Source organism: Alicyclobacillus macrosporangiidus CPP55, assembly GCF_000702485.1.
Taxonomy (GTDB): domain Bacteria; phylum Bacillota; class Bacilli; order Alicyclobacillales; family Alicyclobacillaceae; genus Alicyclobacillus_H; species Alicyclobacillus_H macrosporangiidus_B.
This window is the reverse complement of sequence record NZ_JNIL01000001.1, coordinates 58992-80836: the sequence shown is the minus strand read 5'-3', so window position 1 is coordinate 80836 and position 21845 is coordinate 58992. Positions and strand designations below refer to the sequence as shown.

The 21845-nt window shown below is 62.5% G+C and carries 27 protein-coding genes and 2 riboswitches; of the genes, 12 read left to right on the top strand and 15 right to left on the bottom strand.

Annotation, left to right across the window (positions count from 1 at the left end; genetic code table 11):
- Positions 1 to 39 precede the first annotated feature (39 nt).
- Positions 40 to 243 (top strand): alpha/beta-type small acid-soluble spore protein, encoded by a 204-nt coding sequence (locus N687_RS0100460; RefSeq protein WP_029419993.1) that lies wholly within the window; start codon positions 40 to 42, stop codon positions 241 to 243.
- An 83-nt stretch (positions 244 to 326) separates the two neighbouring features.
- Here N687_RS0100460 and N687_RS24270 read toward each other — a convergent pair whose 3' ends face one another.
- On the bottom strand, positions 327 to 464 hold the full coding sequence (locus tag N687_RS24270) for a hypothetical protein (RefSeq protein WP_197029173.1): 138 nt from the start codon (positions 462 to 464) through the stop codon (positions 327 to 329).
- Between the two features lie 235 nt (positions 465 to 699).
- On the opposite strand from N687_RS24270, the gene N687_RS0100450 reads away from it, so the two are divergent.
- Positions 700 to 906, top strand: a complete 207-nt coding sequence (locus N687_RS0100450; RefSeq protein WP_029419992.1) for a DUF1657 domain-containing protein — start codon at positions 700 to 702, stop codon at positions 904 to 906.
- 46 nt (positions 907 to 952) lie between these two features.
- On the opposite strand, the gene N687_RS0100445 is transcribed toward N687_RS0100450, so the two are convergent.
- Positions 953 to 1501 carry a hypothetical protein gene (locus tag N687_RS0100445; protein WP_029419991.1) on the bottom strand — a complete coding sequence of 183 codons (549 nt, stop codon included), beginning with the start codon at positions 1499 to 1501 and terminating at the stop codon, positions 953 to 955.
- Between the two features lie 302 nt (positions 1502 to 1803).
- Between N687_RS0100445 and groES the strand changes: the two genes are divergently transcribed.
- From groES to N687_RS0100425, 3 genes are all read left to right on the top strand, one after another.
- Complete coding sequence (gene groES, locus N687_RS0100435) at positions 1804 to 2112, top strand: co-chaperone GroES (protein WP_029419990.1); 309 nt, start codon at positions 1804 to 1806, stop codon at positions 2110 to 2112.
- A 68-nt stretch (positions 2113 to 2180) separates the two neighbouring features.
- Positions 2181 to 3797, top strand: coding sequence for a chaperonin GroEL (groL, locus tag N687_RS0100430; protein WP_029419989.1), 1617 nt, complete (start codon positions 2181 to 2183; stop codon positions 3795 to 3797).
- A 180-nt stretch (positions 3798 to 3977) separates the two neighbouring features.
- The gene (locus N687_RS0100425; protein WP_029419988.1) at positions 3978 to 4415 is read left to right on the top strand and encodes an Hsp20/alpha crystallin family protein; all 438 of its coding nucleotides are present in this window, start codon (positions 3978 to 3980) and stop codon (positions 4413 to 4415) included.
- 137 nt (positions 4416 to 4552) lie between these two features.
- Here the strand turns inward: N687_RS0100425 and N687_RS0100420 are convergent, their stop codons facing one another.
- From N687_RS0100420 to N687_RS0100405, 4 genes are all read right to left on the bottom strand, one after another.
- Positions 4553 to 5524, bottom strand: a complete 972-nt coding sequence (locus N687_RS0100420) for an ATP-dependent DNA ligase (protein ID WP_035461957.1) — start codon at positions 5522 to 5524, stop codon at positions 4553 to 4555.
- Positions 5521 to 6075 carry a DUF1003 domain-containing protein gene (locus tag N687_RS0100415; RefSeq protein ID WP_029419986.1) on the bottom strand — a complete coding sequence of 185 codons (555 nt, stop codon included), beginning with the start codon at positions 6073 to 6075 and terminating at the stop codon, positions 5521 to 5523. The genes N687_RS0100420 and N687_RS0100415 overlap by 4 nt, the downstream gene beginning before the upstream one ends.
- Before the next feature lie 67 nt (positions 6076 to 6142).
- Positions 6143 to 7480, bottom strand: a complete 1338-nt coding sequence (locus N687_RS0100410) for a cation:proton antiporter (RefSeq protein WP_035461956.1) — start codon at positions 7478 to 7480, stop codon at positions 6143 to 6145.
- A 187-nt stretch (positions 7481 to 7667) separates the two neighbouring features.
- A riboswitch (Fluoride riboswitch) is annotated at positions 7668 to 7732 on the bottom strand.
- A 134-nt stretch (positions 7733 to 7866) separates the two neighbouring features.
- Entirely contained in the window at positions 7867 to 8436 is a 570-nt protein-coding gene (locus N687_RS0100405) for a C40 family peptidase (RefSeq protein WP_231493356.1), read from the bottom strand.
- A 1-nt stretch (position 8437) separates the two neighbouring features.
- Positions 8438 to 8568: riboswitch (cyclic di-AMP (ydaO/yuaA leader) on the bottom strand.
- A 177-nt stretch (positions 8569 to 8745) separates the two neighbouring features.
- Between N687_RS0100405 and N687_RS0100400 the strand changes: the two genes are divergently transcribed.
- Together N687_RS0100400 and N687_RS0100395 are read left to right on the top strand one after the other, a co-directional pair.
- Positions 8746 to 9606, top strand: coding sequence for a DUF421 domain-containing protein (locus N687_RS0100400; RefSeq protein WP_029419983.1), 861 nt, complete (start codon positions 8746 to 8748; stop codon positions 9604 to 9606).
- A gap of 116 nt (positions 9607 to 9722) precedes the next feature.
- Complete coding sequence (locus N687_RS0100395; RefSeq protein ID WP_029419982.1) at positions 9723 to 10616, top strand: DMT family transporter; 894 nt, start codon at positions 9723 to 9725, stop codon at positions 10614 to 10616.
- On the opposite strand, the gene N687_RS22695 is transcribed toward N687_RS0100395, so the two are convergent.
- Positions 10524 to 11504, bottom strand: coding sequence for a DMT family transporter (locus N687_RS22695; RefSeq protein ID WP_029419981.1), 981 nt, complete (start codon positions 11502 to 11504; stop codon positions 10524 to 10526). The genes N687_RS0100395 and N687_RS22695 overlap by 93 nt on opposite strands.
- Positions 11505 to 11689: 185 nt before the next feature.
- On the opposite strand from N687_RS22695, the gene N687_RS0100385 reads away from it, so the two are divergent.
- Entirely contained in the window at positions 11690 to 12565 is an 876-nt protein-coding gene (locus tag N687_RS0100385; RefSeq protein WP_029419980.1) for a ZIP family metal transporter, read from the top strand.
- Here N687_RS0100385 and N687_RS21785 read toward each other — a convergent pair whose 3' ends face one another.
- From N687_RS21785 to N687_RS0100365, 4 genes are read right to left on the bottom strand one after another with little or no spacing between them, the layout of a single operon-like run.
- Positions 12566 to 12982 (bottom strand): FixH family protein, encoded by a 417-nt coding sequence (locus N687_RS21785; RefSeq protein ID WP_029419979.1) that lies wholly within the window; start codon positions 12980 to 12982, stop codon positions 12566 to 12568.
- 11 nt (positions 12983 to 12993) lie between these two features.
- Positions 12994 to 13614 (bottom strand): SCO family protein, encoded by a 621-nt coding sequence (locus N687_RS0100375; RefSeq protein ID WP_197029172.1) that lies wholly within the window; start codon positions 13612 to 13614, stop codon positions 12994 to 12996.
- Between the two features lie 59 nt (positions 13615 to 13673).
- On the bottom strand, positions 13674 to 14357 hold the full coding sequence (locus N687_RS0100370) for a YcnI family protein (RefSeq protein ID WP_051662820.1): 684 nt from the start codon (positions 14355 to 14357) through the stop codon (positions 13674 to 13676).
- A 21-nt stretch (positions 14358 to 14378) separates the two neighbouring features.
- Positions 14379 to 16040: a copper resistance protein CopC gene (locus tag N687_RS0100365; RefSeq protein ID WP_029419976.1), complete on the bottom strand. Its 1662-nt coding sequence runs from the start codon at positions 16038 to 16040 to the stop codon at positions 14379 to 14381.
- A 231-nt stretch (positions 16041 to 16271) separates the two neighbouring features.
- Between N687_RS0100365 and N687_RS0100360 the strand changes: the two genes are divergently transcribed.
- The gene (locus N687_RS0100360; protein ID WP_035461955.1) at positions 16272 to 17105 is read left to right on the top strand and encodes a sensor histidine kinase; all 834 of its coding nucleotides are present in this window, start codon (positions 16272 to 16274) and stop codon (positions 17103 to 17105) included.
- An 84-nt stretch (positions 17106 to 17189) separates the two neighbouring features.
- Here N687_RS0100360 and N687_RS0100355 read toward each other — a convergent pair whose 3' ends face one another.
- Complete coding sequence (locus N687_RS0100355) at positions 17190 to 17897, bottom strand: response regulator (protein WP_029419974.1); 708 nt, start codon at positions 17895 to 17897, stop codon at positions 17190 to 17192.
- Positions 17898 to 18095: 198 nt separating this feature from the next.
- Here N687_RS0100355 and N687_RS0100350 point away from each other — a divergent pair, with 198 nt between their 5' ends.
- Positions 18096 to 19034 carry a manganese-dependent inorganic pyrophosphatase gene (locus tag N687_RS0100350; protein ID WP_029419973.1) on the top strand — a complete coding sequence of 313 codons (939 nt, stop codon included), beginning with the start codon at positions 18096 to 18098 and terminating at the stop codon, positions 19032 to 19034.
- Between the two features lie 160 nt (positions 19035 to 19194).
- On the opposite strand, the gene N687_RS0100345 is transcribed toward N687_RS0100350, so the two are convergent.
- The 3 genes from N687_RS0100345 to N687_RS25015 form a co-directional block, all read right to left on the bottom strand.
- A complete protein-coding gene (locus tag N687_RS0100345) occupies positions 19195 to 20166 on the bottom strand; it encodes a cation diffusion facilitator family transporter (RefSeq protein WP_051662819.1) in 972 nt (323 codons plus the stop codon).
- A gap of 125 nt (positions 20167 to 20291) precedes the next feature.
- Positions 20292 to 20435 carry a 6-pyruvoyl trahydropterin synthase family protein gene (locus N687_RS25020; RefSeq protein ID WP_269320510.1) on the bottom strand — a complete coding sequence of 48 codons (144 nt, stop codon included), beginning with the start codon at positions 20433 to 20435 and terminating at the stop codon, positions 20292 to 20294.
- A 43-nt stretch (positions 20436 to 20478) separates the two neighbouring features.
- On the bottom strand, positions 20479 to 20688 hold the full coding sequence (locus tag N687_RS25015) for a 6-carboxytetrahydropterin synthase (protein WP_269320476.1): 210 nt from the start codon (positions 20686 to 20688) through the stop codon (positions 20479 to 20481).
- Between the two features lie 365 nt (positions 20689 to 21053).
- On the opposite strand from N687_RS25015, the gene N687_RS0100335 reads away from it, so the two are divergent.
- Both N687_RS0100335 and N687_RS0100330 read left to right on the top strand, forming a co-directional pair.
- The gene (locus N687_RS0100335; RefSeq protein WP_029419971.1) at positions 21054 to 21266 is read left to right on the top strand and encodes a hypothetical protein; all 213 of its coding nucleotides are present in this window, start codon (positions 21054 to 21056) and stop codon (positions 21264 to 21266) included.
- Between the two features lie 262 nt (positions 21267 to 21528).
- Positions 21529 to 21825, top strand: coding sequence for a metal-sensitive transcriptional regulator (locus N687_RS0100330; RefSeq protein ID WP_029419970.1), 297 nt, complete (start codon positions 21529 to 21531; stop codon positions 21823 to 21825).
- Positions 21826 to 21845 lie beyond the last annotated feature (20 nt).

The window sequence follows — 21845 nt, the reverse complement described above, 5'->3', positions numbered from 1 at the left end:
CCGACTGAGAAATCCACCATCCCAGCGAGGAGGTCCGTTATGCCGAACAACCGCAATCAAAAGTTGATACCGCAAGCGAAGGACGCCCTGGAGCAGATGAAGTACGAGATCGCTGCAGAATTCGGGGTCCAGTTGGGTGCGGACACGTCTTCCCGCGAAAACGGTTCGGTGGGAGGAGAGATCACAAAGCGGTTGGTTGCGTTCGCAGAGCAGCACCTGTCTGGCACCCTGCCGCGGGTGTGAAGGCTCGACAGCCGAACGGCATCCATGAACAGCCCGCGGGGACCGGCTCACAGGAACGTGAACCGGTCCCCGTCATTTGCCCCTCAATACACAACAGGCGTGGTGGTGCAGGTCGTGGAATAACCGTAACCGTAACCCGGGACCAGCAGGAAGAACAGCACGAAGATGATCAGGAACACCACCGCCCAACAGGTGTAGCAGCCAAACGTTCCGCTGTACATGGACACTCGCCTCCCCCCACACTTGGCTCGTGCCGCATGCCTACGCTGCGGCATGCTTCACCGTATGAGACAAATGACCGCCTGGAAGCGGTATTCGCCCTGCCCATATGATGGCGAGCGATGGATGCCACGCATGCGCATAGGGTCCCAGCGCTGGTCACATAATCAACATCGTACTTCGGCTGCGGCGGGTCACGCCGCGGCCGGGAGAACCTATAACAAGGGGGAATCCCGCGTGACAGTTGCCAGTCAGGTCAAACAGACCCTCGCCGGATTGAAGAGCGCGCAAGCCAGCTTTGAACAGTTCGCCCTGCAGACGCAAAACCAGCAGGCGAAGCAGTTGTACACCGACGCGGCCAACCAGACCAAAACCTTGGTCGACACGCTGGAGCAGCGTGTTCAGCAGCTGGAACAGGAGGAACCCCAGTACAGCGGATTCTGACCGAGACACTTGTGGCATCCTGTGGCCGGGGGTGGTGCGCGCCGCGTCACCCCTCCCTGCCACCGACCTGCCCTGCCACCCGGTTGATGGCGTCCACTGATCGGCGAAATGCCCAGTCCTTCCCGAGCAACACATACGTCTCCAGCTCCGAGTGCGCCGTTGCCTGACGAACCTCCTCCCACTCCTGTTGAATCCAGTGTTTTACGACAAACAACTGCAACTGACCAGCATGGCGCTCGGCCAACAGGCGGTTTTCCGCTTCCTGTTCCGCCCGTTGGCACTGCTCCACATACTTCGGGATGTCGTCCTCCATAAACCGTTGGTACGCGTGCAGAACCTCGTAATAGCTGTCTCCGTCGCTGCCCACCAGGCGCACAGGATGCTCCCGGTGTGCCAACAGAAATTTGGACAGGAAATAGTGGTCCCCAGCGTGACGGTTGTGCAGCAGTGAATACTCCCCTTCGAACCGGTGTTGCCGCGGCAGGAAACGGTTCAGTGCGGTGAACGTCCGGTGGTGGTCGCAAACGAGCAGATAGGTGGTCGCTTGCATCCGCATGCCGTTCTCCAACCTTTCCTGCAAATCCGATTTTGGCACGATTATACTGAGTTCCTCCCGTAGATCAATCCAGGCTTGGGTGCGCCTCGCAGGTGCGGTTGCCGGCGGTCCATGTGCGCGATCCCGGATCCCCGTACTGAAATGTGGCATTTGAACCCATGAAGTCCGGTTGCCGGCCGATTTCGGCGATCTTTCCCCGCATGCGCACCATTTCATGGCGATATTCCTGGGCGCTTGAAATCTCTCAACTTGAAAGCGAATGTACGCGTGGCTATGATGGGAATCGGATATTAGCACTCAAGGCATTCGAGTGCTAACAATCTGTATAAGGAGGTACGGACATGAGCACGGTGGGGACCAAGACGACCTTGAAACCTCTGGCGGATCGCGTGGTGGTGCGCGCGGTGGCGCGCGAAGAGAAGACCGCCAGCGGCATCGTGCTGCCGGACACGGCGAAGGAAAAGCCGCAGGAAGGTGAGGTCATCGCCGTTGGCCCCGGCCGCGTCGAGGACGGAAAGCGGGTGCCCCTCGAGGTCAAGGTCGGTGACCGGGTGATTTACTCCAAGTATGCCGGTACCGAGGTCAAGGTGGACGGTGAAGAGCTCTTGATCCTCCGGGAGAGCGACCTGCTCGCCGTCGTCGAAAAGTGACAGGCGCTTTGCATCTCATGCCATCCCCAGGTCATTGGACACAACGTTTCCTCAGGAGGCGGTAGGACATGGCCAAACAGATCAAGTTTAGCGAAGAAGCACGCCGAGCGATGCTGCGCGGTGTCGACGCGCTCGCCGACGCGGTGAAAGTGACGCTTGGTCCGAAGGGCCGTAACGTGGTGTTGGAGAAGAAGTTCGGGTCTCCGCTCATCACCAACGACGGTGTGACCATCGCCAAGGAGATCGAGCTGGAGGATCCGTACGAGAAGATGGGCGCTCAGCTGGTGAAGGAGGTCGCGACGAAGACCAACGACGTCGCGGGTGACGGTACCACCACGGCGACCGTGCTGGCGCAGGCGATGATCCGCGAGGGCTTGAAGAACGTGGCGGCCGGCGCCAACCCGATGATCCTGCGCAAGGGCATCGAGAAGGCTGTGAACGCGGCGGTCGAGGAGATCAAGCGCATCTCCAAGCCCGTCGAGGGCCGCGAGAACATCGCCCAGGTGGCGGCCATCTCCGCGGGCGACCAAGACATCGGCGTCCTGATTGCCGACGCGATGGAGAAGGTCGGCAAGGACGGCGTCATCACGGTCGAGGAGTCCAAGGGCTTCACCACGGAGCTCGAGGTCGTTGAAGGCATGCAGTTTGACCGCGGCTACATCTCGCCGTACATGGTCACCGACACGGACAAGATGGAGGCCGTGCTCGAAGAGCCTTACCTCCTCATCACCGATAAAAAGATCAGCAGCATCAACGACCTGCTGCCCGTCTTGGAGCGGGTGGTGAAAACCGGCCGGCCGCTGCTCGTCATCGCGGAGGACATGGAGGGCGAGGCGCTGGCGACCCTGGTGGTCAACAAGCTGCGCGGCACGTTCACGGCAGTGGCGGTCAAGGCGCCTGGCTTCGGCGACCGGCGCAAGGCCATGCTGCAGGACATCGCCATCCTCACCGGCGGCCAGGTCATCTCCGAGGAGCTGGGCCTTGAGCTCAAGAACACCGACATCCACCAGCTCGGCCGCGCTCGTCAGGTGCGCGTGAGCAAGGAGAACACCATCATCGTCGACGGCGCGGGCGACAAGAAGGAGATCCAGGGGCGCATCAACCAGATCAAGGCGCAGATTGAGGAGACCACGTCCGACTTCGACCGCGAGAAGCTGCAGGAGCGGCTGGCGAAGCTGGCGGGCGGCGTGGCGGTCATCAAGGTCGGCGCCGCGACGGAGACGGAGCTGAAGGAGAAGAAGCTGCGCATCGAGGACGCGCTGAACGCGACCCGTGCGGCGGTCGAGGAGGGCCTGGTGCCGGGCGGCGGCACGGCGCTGGTCAACATCATCCCGGCGCTGGACAAGGTGCAGGCGACGGGCGACGAGCTGACGGGCGTCAACCTGGTACGCAAGGCGCTCGAGGCTCCGGTGCGCCAGATCGCGGAGAACGCGGGCGTCGAGGGCTCGGTCATTGTCGAACGGCTGAAGAAGGAGCCGGTGGGCCAGGGCTTCAATGCGGCGACCGGCGAGTGGGTGGACATGATCAAGGCCGGCATCGTCGACCCGGCGAAGGTGACCCGCTCGGCGCTGCAGAACGCGGCCAGCGTGGCGGCGATGTTCCTGACCACCGAGGCGGTCGTTGCGGACAAGCCGGAGAAGGAAAAGGCGCCTGCCGGTGCCGGCATGGGCGATATGGACATGTAACCACAGCATCCATCGCGGCGAGGCGGCCGGACCCTGGGTCCGGTCGCCTCTTGCTTTTGACGAACCGCCGTGCCCGCTGCGGTACGCCAGCCGATGCGCCATTCCGCGCCCGCCGTGACATAATCTCCGCCCGGCAGCGCATCCTAAAGCGCGCAGACATCCACGGGAGGAGGTTGTTCCATGCCGCTCATTCCTTACGATCCGCTGGGGATCTTCCGGCGCGAGAACGGCTTAACGTCGTGGCCGGCGCTGGGCCAACTGTTCGACAACGACTGGTTCCGCATCGGCAACATGCCGCGCGTCGATGTGCGTGAGACGCCGACCGACGTCATTGTGACCGCCGAGATCCCGGGCCTGGAGCGCAAGGAGGACGTCAATATCGTCATCCACGACCGCCATCTCCACCTCAGCGGCGAAATCCATCGGACGTACGAGGAGAAGCGGGAGAACATCCATCGAGCCGAGCGGTTCTACGGCCAGTTCTCCCGTACAGTCCCGCTCCCCGCCGCCGTAGAGGAGGACCAGGCCAAGGCCACCTATCGAAACGGCGTCCTCGAGATCACCATTCCGAAGGCGAAGACCCAAATCGGCAAGCGGATCGACATCGACTTTCACTGACCGGTCTGCATTCAACGGTTGCCATGGCGCGGTCGGGAGAGCACAGCTTCGGCCACGTCGTATCCCGCGCCATCACGTGCGCGACCAGGGCCCCGCTATACAACGGGGCCCTGTGGCCGTTTCGGTGCATCCGGTGTCTATCGGGCGCCATCCTGCGGTATGGGGGCGTCCTGCGGCCATACGCACGCCTCGGCCGGGACATCCAGCACCGCCTGCAGGACCGGATGGCGGAGCGAGCGACCGGGCGTCCAGGTGCTGTACGTGACACGCACAGCGACCTGCGGACGTACCCATCGAGCGCCGGCGTATCGCCCAGGACGGTGAAAAAACGGCACATCCGGGGTGCGCAACGGGCGAAGCACTTCGGCCAAGGCTCGCCACTCCGCGCACGAGAGGCGGCCGCTGCCGGTGTGTCCGACGTACCAAAGACGCCCGGCCTTGTCGTACACGCCGAGTAGAACCGCGCCCATTCCGCCGTCCTCCCCGAGCGTGTAGCCGCCGATCACGGCGTTCAGGTCGTGAACGTGTTTGACCTTGAGCCAATCTCCCCGCTTCTCTCCCACCCGGTAAGGGGCATCCCGGCGCTTGCATACGATGCCCTCCAGCCCAAGCACCCGAGTCCGTTCAAAGAGCTCGGCGCCATCCGCGTGATCGTCGACCCAACGGACGTGAGCGGTGGGCCGGACCACTCGGCGCAACAGTTCGAGACGCTCATCCAACGGCCGATCGGTCACCCAGGACCCGTCGCAGTAGAGAATGTCGAACACCATGTAAAACACCGGGACAGCGCGCTGCACCGCCGCCACGCGTTCGCGCCGACGAACCCCGTCCCGGCGCATGACCTCGTGAAAATCCGGTTTGCCGTCGATCCCGAGGGCGACGACCTCCCCGTCGAGGATCACCGAAGACGCCGCACAATACGACCCCACGTCGAGTAACTCCGGGTAATGCCACGTCCGCTCCCGCCGGTGCCGGTTGTACAGCCGCACGCCGTCGTCGTCCCGGTACACCAAAACGCGAACGCCGTCCCACTTCACCTGCGCGATCCACTCCGCCCCGCCCGGCGGCCGATCCGCCGCCTTCGGTTCCATCGGCGTCACCGGCTTCATTTCGCATCCAACCGGTTTTTGATGACGCGCAGCAACAGCTCCAGCTCGAACAGCCGCCCCTCGATTCGGTGCAGATGGCTCTGCATGTCGTCGATCTCCTGCTCGGCCTTGTAATTGATCGCGAAGTCGATGACAGACTCGTGCTTGTCGCGGGCCGCCTGCCGGTTCTGGCTCATCATGATGACGGGCGCCTGGAATGCGGCGATGAACGACAGGATCAGGTTGAGCAGAATGAACGGCGGCTCGTCGAAATGCGGCAGAAAACGGACGGTGTTCCAGGTCATCCACAGGGCCAAAAAGGCCGCGAAGCACAGAATGAAGGTCCAACTCCCGCCGAACCGCGCGATGCGGTCCGCCAGCCGGTCGGACCAGGTGGTCTTGCGGGTATACTCTTCATCCAGATGCGTCATGATGTGGCGCTCATACAGATCGACCAGTCGGTCGATGCGCTTCGCGTCGTCCTCGTTGATCGGGATGTCGAATCCCTCCAGGGTGGGCGCACCCGTCATCAACAGCTCCTGCGGTTTGATGTGGTACCGTTTCCTGCGCATCGGCCGCATCCCCGCTTCCTGCCCAAAGTCTCTCTTTAGCTTTCCCCTGCGCCAGCCCGGGCTTGCGTCAATGCTGCCCCGTCTCCACCCCCGGCACCCAGTCCACAGCCTCCGAGGTGGTACGCTGGATGACGAGGTGCTCGTCGCCTGGCATCAGCCGCTTACCGCGCCGAATGACCATGCGGAGCCACGATCCGGCCATCCACGAGGTCACCAGCGCCAGCATCACCAGGATGGCAAAGAAGTTCTGGTTGATGATCCCGAGGGAATACGCGACCGTGGAGAGGACGATGCCAGGCCCTCCGCGGGCGTTCATCGCTGCGGCGAGATTGAGGCTCGTCAGTCGATCGCACCGGATGGCCCGGGACGTGGTGTACACCACCAAGGTCTGCGTCGCAGTGGCGAACAGGACGTACAGCAGGAAGAATCCCACGCTGAACTGGTGCGCCAGGTCCAACTGCAGACCGACGACCGCAAAATACACCGGGATGAACAGCGAGAACGAGATGTCGCGCGTGCTCGCCTCCACCCGTTCCCGCAGACGCTCCGGCAGGGTGAGCTTTGTCGCCACGCCGGCGAGAAGCGCCCCGTACATCACGTCGACCTTCAGATACCCCGCGATGTCGGAGAGCAGCAGGAGGATGAGCAGGAAGTAGCCGAGAAAAGACGCCCGGAAGAGGATGTTGGCCCGCCGAGAGGTCACCCGGCGCAACATCCAGGGCACCACCAGGGTGCAGGCCGCGAGAAAACCGAATGTGACACCGAGGCTCTTGAGCAGGACGCCCGCATCCACCTGGCCGTGGCTGCTGACGAGGCTCGAGGCCACCGCCAAGGCCACCCACAGGAGGATGTCGTGCACCCCCGCTACGGCCACAATCACCTTGGCGAACCGGGAGTGCAGGATCCCGAGGTCAGCGAAGATTTTGGAGATGACCGGGATGGACGTGACTGCGATGGAGATGGCGATCACGATCTTCAACGCGGTGAGCTGATGCGCCGGGCCGAGGAATGGCGCAGGGTCCCAGACCATGGTCAACAACCAGCCTGCGAGGAAGGGCAGGACGGTGGACGCCCCGATGAGGGCCGCTCCGATCTTGACGTCAGACGCTTCGAAGCGCGCCTGAAACTTGAGGCCCGAGTGAAACATGAGCAGAATCAACCCGAGTTGCGAGAGGAAGCCAAACAAGGTTCCCTCGGAAGGAAACCCGAGGAACAGCGCGTGAAATGCGTTGGGAAACCAGGTGCCGAGCGCAGTGGGACCCAGCAGGAGCCCCGCCGAGACTTCACCGATGACGCGCGGGATCGCCAGACGTTCGGCGATGTAACCGAGCACGTGAGCGGCTGCCAGCAGGGCGGCGACAGCGAACAGAAACCGCACCAGATCCGCTCCGGCCAAACTGAACAAGACAGACCCCTCCTTTTCGATCTCCCCGTCTCATGGGACGGTGAGATACCGTATGAGGGGCGCAAACGTCTGTCCAAGGCGGACATCCCTGATGGACAAATCCCCAACGCGGTTTGGGCGCAAAATCAGGCGGACGCACCGGTGCCGGCGTCTGTACAGCAAAACGGCCCCTGTGGCATCAATCCATAGATCCACAGGAGCCATCATCCTCGAATGGGCGCTTGTACGGTGAGCTCCATCACCGGATTCGATTGTCTGCTTCAGCATATCGCGGACAGCCCTGGCGCGCCACGGACACTCACCCAACTTAACCATGCGGCAGCGGAACCGGGGATGAGGCGCGCGGATTCTCCGATGGGTCGCCTTCTTCCACGGATAAGCCTAGGTCAGAACATTCGCTTGACGGCGGTGAGGTGCTTGCCCCAATAGGAGCCCGGAGCGACGGACAGGTATCCAACCTTGCCCAGGCCGCCGCCCTCCTGGATCATGCGGCCATTGCCGGCATAGATGCCGACGTGCGATCCGTTGTTGAAGATGAGGAGATCACCCGGCTGCATCTGGGATACGGGCACCTGCCTTCCCACCGACTTCGCCTGCGTGCGCGATGAAGTGCTCATCTTGTAGCCAAGCGCGTGATGATACACGTACGCCGTGAAGTTCGAGCAGTCAAATCCGTACTGTCCGCGGTCCTCATTGTGACCCCACACGTACGGCGTCCCCAACTTGCTCTCGGCCACCTGCAGGACGGCATTGACCTTCGCCTGCCGGGAAGCGGACGGTTTCGCCAACGGGCGCACGGAGGCATCGTAGGTGACGCCCGGCGGCAAAGACGCGCTCTGCGTGACGACCGCGCTGGAGCCCGTCGAAGCGGACGCCGCCGGTGCGGCGATAGATGCCAGCGTTGCGAAAGCCAGTGCGGCCGATGCGATAAGCCTGCGCATGCCTGTTGCGGTCAATTCGATTCCTCCTTACGCCTCCGGGGTTAGTTGACGGGTTTGGGCCAGAGGTCGCCCTAGCCTTGCGGCATTCACCCCAAAAAACACAGTCCCCCGTACCGGACATCCGTCCGGATTCGGCTGAAGTTGGCGTCCGTCCACAGCGGACGGGCGCGTGTACAAAATCGTAACATGGGGTTTGAGAGAAGAAAATACAAAACTAGTGGTTGGATTTCCGTGAAATGCTATATGTTGATGCACCACGAATAGGAGAATCCATGCGAGGTCATACTCTCCGGGTGTGAGCCTGTCAGGGAACGGAGTGTCTCCATGCCCACGACGCACGAAGTGTTGTACCAGTCCGTGATCGCCTTCATCGTGTTGTTTGTCGTCGCGCGCGTGCTGGGCAAACGCCAAGTGGCGCAGCTGAGTTTTTTCGATTACATCGTCGGCATCACCATCGGCAACATCGCCGCCAGCTGGTCGCTCGACCAGGTGAAGACACGGCACGCCGTGGTGAGTCTATTGCTGTGGTGTGTGCTGTCCTTGCTGATCGCCCTGTTACAGAGAAAATCCTACCGTGCGAGGGTATTTTTGGACGGTCGCCCGACAGTGGTCATTCAACGAGGGAAGATTCTCGAGCGGAACCTAAAAGCGTGCCATCTGTCCACCGAAGAGCTCATGCTGATGCTGCGGGAGAAAGATGTTTTCAAAGTCTCGGACGTGGAATACGCCATCTTGGAGATGAACGGCAAGCTCAGCGTCATGAAAAAATCAGAGGTCCAGCCTCTGACGCCGAAAGACACTGGGGTCGCCATCACCCCGGAGCACGAACCGCGGTTGGTGATCATCGACGGGCACGTCATGGAACGGTCCCTGCGGGACGCGGGATTTACCCGGGAATGGCTGTTGGAGGAAGTGCGCAAACAGGGCGCACAGGACTTTCGCGACGTGTTTCTCGCCCAGGTGGATTCCAACGGCTGTGTCTATGTGGATTTGTACCAGGATCATCCCCCGCACGCGGAGCCCAAGCCAAAGGCCATGGTCGCGGCCAATTTAAGAAAAATCCAGGCCGACCTCGAGATGTTCGCGCTGGAGACCCGCAACGAGGAGGCCAAGCGGACTTACGCCCAGATGGCACAACAGCTAAAAGAACTGCTCGACCGGGTGGCCCCCCACCTGAAAGATTGAAGCGGCCCCCAGAGCGGGCGACCGCTGCTCAGCCAATCGCGATTTTGGTCATGCGCGCCGAACTGTGGACATACATTTGGTGGTGATTGTCCCATCCCGGTGAAGGAGACCTGCGTATGACTGGAGTCGTGCCAGCGCTCCTGTGCGCGGTGTGCTATTCCCTCTCCTACGTCCTGCTGCACCGCGGGCAGGCTGAACTGGACAGCGATGACAATGGACTGTTGCCCATCCTGGTCGTCGGGAGCCTGATGCTGGGCCTCGCCGCCCTTGTGAAAGTGGCCCACGACACGGATGCAGGCCTTTTATCATCCCCCCGCGCTTGGATGGGGTATGGCCTGTGCGCCCTTGGTGGCATCGTCGGCACGATGCTCGGACGGATGTCGTTGTACGGCGCGATCCGGATGCTCGGCGCCACGCGCGGCGTCGTGATTGAAACGCTTGAGACAATGGTCACCTTGGTGCTTGCCGCCCTGTTCCTGCAGGAATCCTTGAACGCCGAGCGCCTCGCGGGGGTGGCGCTGATCTTCGCCAGCATCGGCGTCCTCCTGTGGGAACGCCAACGCCACCCGCAGCGGACGCTCCTGACGCTCGGGGTGTCCCTCGGCCTTGCCGCCGCCCTGTTCAAAGGCAGCGGCCACTTCTTGCGGAAACTGGGGATGAACCAAGGATTGGATCCCACGCTGGCGGCCGCCCTTGACGTGACCGCGGCTTGCGTGAGCTACCTCGCCGTCCTCGCAGCCTCCGGACGTCTCGGCCCCTATATCCGCGTGTACACGCGCACGTTCAACGTCTATCTGTGGTCCGCAGGCTGCCTGTCCGCCGCCGGCGTACTGCTGTTTTTCGTCGCCGCAGCCACCTCGCCCATCTCCACCGTCGCAGTGATCGTGGGCCTGGAACCGGTGTTGGTCGCCCTGTTCTCAATCGTACTGTTGCGCGGTCTCGACCGGCTCACCTGGTGGACCGCCCTGTACGCCGCGCTCGCTACCGCCGGCGTCATGCTGGCCAAGTGACACCAGCGCCACACCGGCGGCGATCAACGCGGCGCCTGCCCAGAACGACATGCCCACCCGCTCTCCGAGACACAACCACCCCAATAGCGATCCCGTCAAGGGTTGAAAGAAAAAATACAGTCCGCCCGTTCCCGCGTCCACCCGTTGCAAACCGAAGTTCCACAAGAAGAACGCGATCGCGGTGGAAATCACGCCGATGTACAGGATGCCCAAGATGATGCCGGGGCGCGTCAGAACGGACCACGATACGCCTCTGCCCTGCCAGAGCGCCGCCGGTGTCATCACCACCCAGGCGGCGAGCATCGCGTGGGCCGTGACGACCCATGAGGGGTATGCCGGCGGCACCCGCTTCACCAGGACGGACATCAACGCCCACGTGAGGGCCGCCACGACCAGGACCCATCCCCCCAACCGCACGCCGGCATCCAGGTGGCCGAGCCCGATGATCATCCAAACGCCGGCCGTGGCGAGGACCACGGACAGGCCCTTTCGCCAAGTGACCGGTTCTCCGAGCATCATCCGGCCGAAGATCACCATGAAAGCCGGGGTGGTCGACGTGATGACCGCCCCCATCTGCGCCGTGGACCAGTACGTCCCGAGGAACTGAGCGGAGATGGACAACGCGTATCCCACCAGGCCGACCACCGCCATCCGTGTCCAATCACGCCACGGAACCCGCATGGGCATGCGCATCGCCCATCCCAAGCCAAACAGCACGCACACCGCAATGGCGTAGCGAATCCACACCAACGCGAAGGGCGGCACCGCATCCAACACTACTTTACTGACCACGTACAAGCCGCCCCAGATACTGGCGGCCAACGCCAGAGACAATGGGCCGGCCCAACCAGCACCGAATCGCTGGGCCGCAACGACCTGTCCGGCCACGCGCCGCCCCCCTTCCTACAACCATTCAACCGGCTCAACCTGATGGTAACCGGCCACAGGAGGGCGGTCAATTCCCTGAGCGTCGACATACCGGCCAATCGCCCGCCGTGCCGTTTCCCTCTGGGATCCGCATCCGTTGATGCTAGGAATTTCGCCCGACGACCCGCTCAAAGGAGGAACAGAACATGTCTCCATTGCTATGGGGCTGGGTGGCCAGTGTCTTGTGCGCAGTGGCGATTTGGTGGGGGGTGCGGTGGGTGTGGCGGCCGAGGGCCTTGGAGCAGATGAAGGCCGCGGGCCAAAAGACCACGCGGTACCTGGCTGCTTCTGCGTTCGGCGCGGGGGTGTTGTTGATCGCGGTGCTCTGCGACTTCCTGCCAGACGCCTGGGAGGAGGCGCAAACGGCGGCGCCCTGGTGTGTGCTGGCTGGTGTCGGCCTGTTGTGGGCCGCCACGCTGTGGTCGGATCACGCCTTCTGGCGCCGATCTTCATCGCTCCGGACGCCCGATCCGGTCGTCGCGCGGGACGCAGTGCCAAGGGAGGTCTCCCCGGCGAGTGAAGGACGGCTCTCACCGCCAGGCACATTCACCGTATCCAGCGCCTGGGTGCTCGGAGCGGCGCTGTCGCTCCACTCGTTTCTCGAGGGTTCGGCTCTGACGGTGGCCGTTCAACAGCCGGGGTGGGCAAGATGGCTGTTCCCGGCCGCCATGGTCGTCCACAAACTGCCGGAGGGGGTCCTCTGGGGCGTTGCGCTGCAAGCCGCCTACCCCCGTTGGACAGCATCCTCCATCGCGAGGGCGCAATGGGTATTGGGCATCCCGTCCCTGTGCACGCTGCTCGGTTCCACCCTGGGCATGACCTTCGCAGGGTCCGGGGATACGGCCGGCGCGGCCTTCCTGTCGGCAGGCTCGGCCGGCGCCCTGTTGTTCATCTGCTTGAGCGAACTGCTCCCAATGCTGCGCGAACACGGCATGTCCGCGCCGAAGCTGCACGGGTGGTTCGCGGCCGGCGCCGCCTCCATGTTGCTGCTCACCCTGCTTGCGAGAGCGGCCGGCGGCTGATCAGTTTACCTGCACGGATTGCGGGGCGGTCATGACCATATTTCCGTGATCGATCACGTGATACATCACCCAATACTTTCCGGGCGCCTGAAATGTGTACGAAGCGGAATACACCCCGTCGCCGGTGCGCTTCGCGTGCATCAGGTCGTGCTGCGCATTCGGCTTGTCTGGCCAGACCTCGAACATCATGTCGTCCAGCTGATTGACGGGCGATCCATTCCGGGTCACGCGCACCTGCAACAAAAGGGAGGTCCCTGCCTTTGCTGACGCGGGGACCGTCATCTGCACGGTGGGCAGCGGGGTCTGGGCCGCCGGCTGGGGCTGGGATGGCTGGGCAGCCTGCCCGCATCCGTACACCAGCCCCCCGCCACCCAATACGACCAGTCCCATCAGTAGGGCGGCACCTTTTCGAATCATGCCAAACCTCCTCACAGCCAATTCCAACGCGTGATGAGGCTGTGGATGTCCTGCTCCACCTTCTTCGGGTCTGGATTGTCCCCGAGATAGGTGGCGCGGATGTTCCCGTTCTGGTCGATGAGCTCGGTGACCAGCGTATGGTTGATATACACCGAATTGGGCACCTGCTGCTTATAGACTCCCCACGCCTTAAGAATGGCGGGCAATTGCTGGGGATCCGGCCGCAGGAAATACCACCCGTCGTAGTCCGGGTGATAGTGGGAAGACCAGTCCTTGATGGCCTGCAGGGTGTCGTGTTCCGGGTCGAGGGTCACCGAGACGATGGCGACCTTGGTCCCGAACAGGCCCTGTTGTTTGAGGTCATTCTGGACCTGCTCCAATCGGTACGCCGTCAAGGGGCAAGGACCCGGGCAGTGCGTGTAGAAAAACGTCACCAGCCGGATCTTGCCGTCCAGGCTGCTGAAACGCACAGGTTTTCCATCGAGGTTGGTCGCCGTGAAATCGGACGCCTGTCCCGTCACCGGCAGGGAGCCGCCCCCTTCCCGGACCATGTAGCCGATGGCCGCCGCGATGGCAAAGACCAGGACTGCGACGAACGCGTAAAACACCGTTTTGCCCGCCCGAGTCCGCACACCATCACCCCGCATTCAACAGATTTGTGACAGCGCACGCCCGCCTTCCCGCCCGAGGCTCACCGATTCGTCCGGCGGCCGAGCGACGCAGTCCCCAAGGAGATGACGGAGAGCACCAGGGCGATCACGGAGACGATCCCGGGCCATGCGGCGGCGCGTGAATCCGCCGCACCTGAGGCCGGCGCGGCCGGTGCCGCGGCATTCGTGCCGGCCGCCGGAGCCCCCGTCGCATTTGCCGTCGCGGCCGGCTGTGTACCGGCAGGTGACGCCGCGAGGATGTCCGTCACAGAGTGCGGCGTATCCGCCCCCGGTTGTCCCGTCCACTCCACGATGCTGCCGTCCTTGTAGTACTGGTAGGCGTCCCAGGCGACGCTGCCCGCCTGCTTCGGGTTCTGGCCGACGAACGAGAACTCCTGGAATTGCCCGGGCGCGATGCCCGCCCCGGTCGCGGTCCACGTCACGCGGGTCACTCTGCCGGAGGCGTCCTTCTCTTCGCTGACCGTCCACCCGGGGACCGGTTCATACTGCTCGAAGGTGACGCCGTCCGGCACCTTCAGGACGACTTTCACCGTCGGGACATCCTTCTCCGTCGGCACCCGCATGGTGTACTTCTCCCAAGCGCCCGTGGTGGACGTCTTTGGGGATACCGTGACATGCGCCCAAACAGCCGGTGCGCCCAGCACCAGGGTGGCCGCCAACGCCCCTGCGGCCGCCCATACGGTCATGCTCTTTCTGAACATCATACCATCCCTCTCCTCAAGGTCTCAAAATGCCGACGGGTTGCCCGTGACGAACCGGTAATCCGCATCCCAGTCCGTCAAGTCCGCCGTCAACACATGCAGATGCGCCCGCCATCGGCCTGCCATCGTCAGATACAGCCCCTGCGCTCTGTACCGGCCCGGGCCAGCTGGTTTCAGGCGGATGGTGTTGGTCCCCATATCCATTTCGAGGCTCGAGAGCGCGAGGGTCACCTGCTGTACGCTGGTCACCGGCCCACCCGCCCCGTTCCGCAGATCCACCTCAAACACATTGTCCCCGACCACATTCGGTTCGATCCGCAGCGTCGCCTCGACGTTGGCTCCGATGGTCAGGGTCAGCGCCACCGGCCCGGGCGCCGCGGCGGCGGGTGACAGGTTGGTCAACACGGACGTGATCGCAAACACCACCGCGCCCAAGCACAGCTCGACAGCCAGGGTGCGTTGGATGCTCCGTCGCCGTCCGACACCCGCGCCGTGCGCGCGTATCCAATGGAAGGCCGCCAGGCCGAGCATCAGGGCGAACACGGAGAGTTTCACGAGCAACGTCTGGCCGTAACGGGTGTGAGCCAAGGCGTACCCCGTCGGGATATTTTCCAGGGCGGCGTACAGGCCGGTGGCGGCGAGCACGCAGACACTGGTAATGCCCCACGGGGAGAAGCGCCGCATCGTCTCCCAGTAGAGTCTGATCCGCTCGTGGCGATCCCCGACCACGGGTTCCAGCCGGGACAGCAACAGGACCATGCCCAGCAGACTGCCGATCCACAGCGTCGCCGCGGCAAGGTGCAAGGCATCCAGCGGGATCGACAATGCGGGAAGTGTGGCTCCTGCGGCGTGCCCGCTGGCGCTCTTCGCCGCGATGCAGACGGCCGTGGCCAACAGGGTCACCCATACCGCTCCCAGGCGCCGTCCCGCCGCCCAGGCGGCCCACAGCACCGCCACCATGGCAGCACCCATCCCCCACAGAGGGCCAAACCGGGTCGCGGTCAACACGGGCCACCATACCCCGGGGGTGAGCGCCTGTGCCCACCCGACGCCGGCGTCCAGCCGGGCTTGCAATGGCAGGTCGGCCAGCACAGACACCGTCAAGACGGTCAACGCTGCCAGGCGAACCCGGTGCAGACGCCGCCACAGGGCGTCACGCAGCCGGGCGGGCACGACCCGCCACCAGAACAGCAGCAGCCCGCCTGCGCCGGACAGGCCCAGGTATTCTCCCCAGCGCACGGCCACCATGTCCGCGCCGGGCACATACCCCTGGGCGGTCACTGGAGTGCGCGACGCTGCCTGTCCCACAGAAAACGGAATGGTACCGGACACCGGATGGCCGTCTGCAGAGACCACGCGCCACGTCGCCGTGTACAGGCCTGGTCCCAACCCCGGCCGGAGGGAGACCAGGAGGTGCTTCGGATCGTTGGCATCCACATGCGCGTCACCGCGGTCCACCCGCTGACCCTGCTCGCCGGTCACGGTGAGGGAGTCGAACACCGCCTGAACCGGTTCATCGAACCAGATCTGCACGGTCACCGGGGCGCTCGCCAACGCCGCATTGGGGGGCGGGTCGGCGTGCACGACGTAGGCGTGTGCCGATGCCGTCGGAGGCCACGCGCACACCCACAGGATCGCCGCGAGTGCCACGGCCCACCGTGCGATCCTGTTCCCCAGCCTGTGCATGACGTCCCCTCCCCTCACGCAGTCCGGACGCTTCCAGCTTACCCAATCTCGCAGCGTAAAAATCTAGCTCACCCGGGCTATTTCTGTGGCAGGATTGCGTCTGTCCCCGTTACACCACGTTGGTGACTATGTCTCACGAGCTCACATGACTGCAGAGGACGATTTGCATGACGGTGCACAGTGCGGGATAGTAGAGGAAGTAAGGTCGTTTTGTCGAAGGACGGGTGTCTCATGCCATTTCGGTATTACCAGATCACGCTGGTCCTGGGTCCCGCGGTGATCGTCCTCGCCGCTGAGCTGATTCGTCACCGGTTCGGCCTCCCGTACGTCTCGATGTCGAGAGGCAACTGGCTGATGGCTCTGCTCACCGCCGTCGTCATCGCCTTGTTCTCGCAAGGATTGTTCCGGCGTTTCGAAGCAGCTACGCTGTCGCTCGCCCGAGAGCGCGCAGCCCGGGCGGTGATGGAAGAACGGGAACGGTTGGCGCGCGAGCTGCACGACCAGATTGCCCAGACGTTATTCTCCATCGGGATCCAACTGGAAGCCCTGCATCAATCTATTTCTGGTGCAGAGGCGGACAGCGCTGCGGTCGAGGAGGCGTGGAGAGAGATCCGGGTCGCGCTGCGGGAAGTGGATGACAACGTTCGCCAGGTGATCTTTCATCTGCGGCGGCCTCTGGACGACGGCCCTGACCTCCACAGCCGCCTGCAGGCACTGCTCACCCAGACGTTCTGGGCCCAAGACATCCGCTGGGAGGTCCGGATGGATCCATCCGTTCATCTGCCGCCCGCTGAAGAGGTACAGCTGTTTGGCATCGCCCAAGAGGCGATTACCAATGTGAAAAAGCACGCCGGTGCGAAACGCGTACTGGTCGCACTGGAATCCACCCCGTCCGGAGGTTGGGCGTTCCGCGTGCAAGATGATGGACGAGGCTTTCAGCCCTCCGCAGGGGTGGGACACTACGGCATCCAAATTATGGCGAGCCGGGCGCAAGAGATCGGTGCGCGTCTGGTGATTGAACCCGCGTCGCCGGGAACCGCCGTTCGCGTCGTCAAACCGGGGTGACGCGACTGTGCTCCTGGCGGGCCGGCCCTTGGACCCGGGGCCGCTTCTCCCGACGAGAGGCATGCGTTGTGGACGTGTATCCGCCTACTCCCCCAACGGCACCCGGTAAGCCGCCAACTGCACGCGGTTGTGCAACTGGAGCTTCGCGAGAATGTTTTTGATATGGTTTTTTACGGTGTTCTCGGAGATAAAGAGGGCGTCCGCAATTTCCCGGTTGGTTGCGCCCGTACGCACGAGCCGGAGGACTTCCAGTTCCCGTGCCGTCAGCTTGTCCCCGCGGACCAAGTCCAGACGGTCGCCAAAGGGCTCTTCCAACCCCGGTGTCCTGTCCTCTCCCCATCCGGCTGCCCCAAGTCCGTCCAGAGCCGCCGGCCGAAAGGAGGACCACAGGCGCAAAGCCATCTCCCGCGGAAGCGGACCGTCTCCATCCATCACGCGCAACAGGTAGGCGATCCAGTCCTCCGGGTGCATCCGTTTCACCAGGTACCCCTGCGCGCCAGCGCGAACTGCCTCGAACAGATCCGCTGGATCGTCGGATACGCTCAACAACACCACCGTGATCTCGGGCCGATCCCGTTTGATGCAACGGGTCGCCTCCAATCCGTCCATGCCGGGCATGCGCAGGTCCATCAACACCAGATCCGGATGATGCAACCGGGTCAAGCGGACGGCCTCCGCCCCGTTTGCAGCCTCCGCCACCACATGAAACCGATCCTCGCGGGTCAACCACGTGCACACCGCACGGCGTGCGCGATCGTTGTCGTCTGCCACCAGGACTCTGTACGTATCCATGATGCCTCACCGCCATCGATCCGGACGTTCTCCTGCTATCTTAACGCAGCGCATAGGCTTGGTTCATCCTCTGCAAGATAGCGGTGCAGTGAGCCGTTGACACGAGGCGTTTCCCCAAGGGGAATCGGTGTTTCCGGCTCCCGCTTGTCTCTCCTCTTTTGGTATGATATTGCCGGAAAGCGAATGAGGAGGATGACCGTGGACAAGGTACTGATCTTCGGACATCGGAACCCGGATACGGATTCCATCTGTTCCGCATTGGTCTACGCCGACCTGAAGACGAAGCTCGGCGCCTCGGTAGAGCCCGTGCGCCTCGGCGAATTGAACGCAGAGACGCGGTTTGTACTGAATCACTTCGGTGTGCAACCGCCGCGCCTGGTGGAGGGGGTCTCCGGAGAGGCCAAACAGGTGATCCTGGTCGATCACAACGAGCGCCAACAGAGCGCCCCCGACATCGAAGAGGTGCAGGTGGTCGAGGTGATTGACCACCACCGCATCGCCAACTTCGAGACCAGCCAACCTCTGTATTACCGGGCAGAGCCTGTGGGCTGCACGGCGACGATCCTGAACAAGCTGTACAAGGAGCACGGCGTCCCGGTCAGCAAGGAGATGGCCGGCCTGATGGCATCGTCCATCATCTCCGACACACTCTTGCTCAAGTCGCCCACCTGCACGGAGCAGGACATCGCGGCCGCACGCGAGTTGGCCTCCATCGCCGGGTTGGACCTCGAATCGTACGGCCTGGACATGCTCAAAGCGGGCGCGAACGTGCGCGACAAATCCGTCGAGGAGCTGTTGACCCTCGATGCCAAGGAATTTCAGATGGGCGCCTACAAGGTCGAGATTGCGCAGGTCAACACAGTCGATCCGAACGATGTCCTCGAGCGGCAGGCGGACGTGGAGGCGGCCATCCAGCGAACCATCGACGCGAAAGGGCTCGATCTGTTCGTGTTCGTCATCACGGACATCCTGAACAACGACTCCGTGGCCATCGCCCTCGGCCGCGCGGCACAAGCCGTCGAGGTCGCCTATGGTGTCACCCTCGATCACAACCGGGCCGTCCTCAAGGGTGTGGTCTCGCGCAAGAAGCAGGTCGTTCCCGTGCTCACGGACACGCTTGCCCACTACACGGCGTGATCCATCCCTGTCTGGGCCATCCGATCCCGTCGTGGAAACAGGTAGAGACTTTCGTCAAGAATCCCCGCAGCCACGTGCCTGCTGCGGGGATTGATTCTTGCCTGGCGTACGCTGCAGCTCGCGATGCTAGCGAGGGAGCGCGCCCTCCCGGCCTTGGCCCTCAACCGATTCGCTGCAGCACGTGATGGTTCGCGCCCAACTCATCCGTGGGATCCACATGTACCTCGACATGCGCCAAGTGTGCCACGTCCAACTGCAATTGATGAATCACATGCTTGGCGATCTGGTGACCCTCCGTCACCGTCAGCTGACCATCGACGCCGATGCTCAGTTCCGCGTGGATCCGGTGGCCGCACCAACGCGCGCGCACGTCGGTCACCTGGAGCACCCCGTGAACGGACAGCGCCGACCGCTTGATTTGGTCAATCGTCTCCGGTTCGATGCCGTCCAACAGGCGGGTGAACACCGTCACGGCAGCGTCCTTGACAATCAGAACGATCATCAGGGTGATAATCAGACCCACGATGGGATCGACAATGGGGTACCCCAGCCAAGTGCCCACGACGCCGAGCAGCACAGCCAACGACGTGATGCCGTCGATGCGCGCGTGGTGACCATCTGCCACGAGCGCAGCACTTCCCATCTTATTCCCCATGCGAATGCGGAACCAGGCCGCAAGCTCATTGCCCAGGAACCCGACGACGGCGGCTGCCGCGACCGCCCACAGATGGTCAGGGTGCGTGCGGTGCACCAGGCGTTCGATGGAAGCATATCCGGAAACGACCGCGCTGACCGAGATGGCCACCACGATGAACAGGCCTGCCAGGTCCTCACTTCGGTTGAAACCGTAAGAGAACCGTTTGGTGGGTTTGCGACGGCTGACCCGAAATGCAAACCACAGTGGGACGGACGTCAAGGCGTCGCCAAAATTGTGAATCGTGTCGGCTAACAGAGCGACACTCCCGGACAAGATGGCGATGACTCCTTGAATGACTGCGGTGACCAACAACCCCAGCAAGGAGATGAGCAGCACCTTGGTCGCGTCCCGGTTGTCCGCCAGCGCCGCGTCAATCCCGCTATGGGAATGGCTGTGTCTCCCGTGAGCACCATTGTGTCCATGTCTGTGCGTCATGGTACCTATCGCCCCCTTCCTTCCGTCCGATCCAACCGCCTCCAAAGCCGATTTTAGCTCCTCCCGGAAAGGGGGAGGAAGCCACACACGCTGGAGAATGTACCAAGATTGTGAATACGCGGCGGTTAATGATCCCACTCGGCCCGAAATTCGGCATCACAGTTCGGTGTTTCGTGAAGGCGGACGAACTTCACCGCCACGCCTTGCGGCGTGTATCGTTGAAAGGTTTGATACAACCAGTAGACCATGTTTTCTGCCGTCGGATTCATCGGCGGCAGCACGTCGTTCAGATAGGAATGATCCAAAACGGGTTCAATGCTTCTTCCATATCTCCTTGGTATCATGAAAGTCCATGACGATGCCCCGGCCATCCGGACTGCCGAAAATCCCAACCTGCACCCGGTAGGTATGGCCATGGAGATGCTTTTTGGCGCCTGGAATCTTCCCGGATGCCACTTCGCCCGGCTCCCAGACATCGATGAACTGCAGAGTCTGGCCTCGTTTCCAGGCGCTCGTACACATCCAGCGAATGGATGTCGATCACGTTGGTCGCAGGTTCACCCTCGCCTTAAATACCCATAGAGGTATATCTATGGCGCGGGGCATATGCTACGACGCATAGTTCCCTTTGACAACACCCGTCGAGGGTGTACCAGCGTTCTGTCAAGGCCGTTCCTGCGGATTCTGACATGGTTCAAGTTGCACAGAAAAGACCATCCCTTTGTGCCTCCAGGGTTATCGAGCGGCGGTGTAGGCTTTGAAGTGGAACAAAATATGGATCCTCAGGCATGGCGGGGTGATGTGCAGTTCATGCGTGTCGATGCAGGCGGTCACAACGCAGCCGGGCACCACGTTCACCATCTTTCCGTCGGAAGGGAGTGGTTGACATGTTGAAGCAGGCGCTTTGGGTGCTGCCTGTACTCGCTCTGGGAATGGCGAGTGGCAGTGTAGCACTTTCGAATTCTTTTGCCTCCAGCATCACGCAGACAAACACGCCGTCAGCACAAGGTCAACAAACGATGCAACAAGCGCTGACCACGCCCCAGGGTCAAGCGATGATTCAAGCCTGCAGCAACTTCATGAGCCAATTTCAAAAGTAATGAAATGCTCGGTTTTAGCGGGGCCGTGAATTACCGCCGGCCCCCCTCACATCGTCGCTCCCAGTGAATGGAATGTCAGTGGTCATGATGTACGGCTCGTCTGGTTTCGGCAAGTGGACGCAGAGCAATTATTGCGGAAGCAGTGGATGACATTTGCCCAGTGATGAACCACATTTGGGCACTCTATGCGTGAGCGGATATTGACATCGATACGATACGGGGGTATGGTGTTCGTAGAGAGTACGAAGGCGAGGGTTGACCCATGTGCCCCGATCACACCGGACACAGCTACACCCCACACAAGGACGACCTCTTACGCCGTCTGCGGCGCATTGAAGGTCAAGTGCGCGGCATCCAGAGGATGATCGAAGAAGACCGTTATTGTGTGGACATCTTGGTGCAGATCTCAGCCATCAAGAGCGCTCTGCATCAGGTCGGACTCACCATTCTCGAATCCCACACCCGTGGGTGCGTAGCGGTCGCCCTGGCCAACCGAGACCAGGGCGATGAAAAGATTGATGAACTGATGGACGTCATCCGCCAATTCACCCGTTCCTGAACGGATGCGGGAGGTGAGCG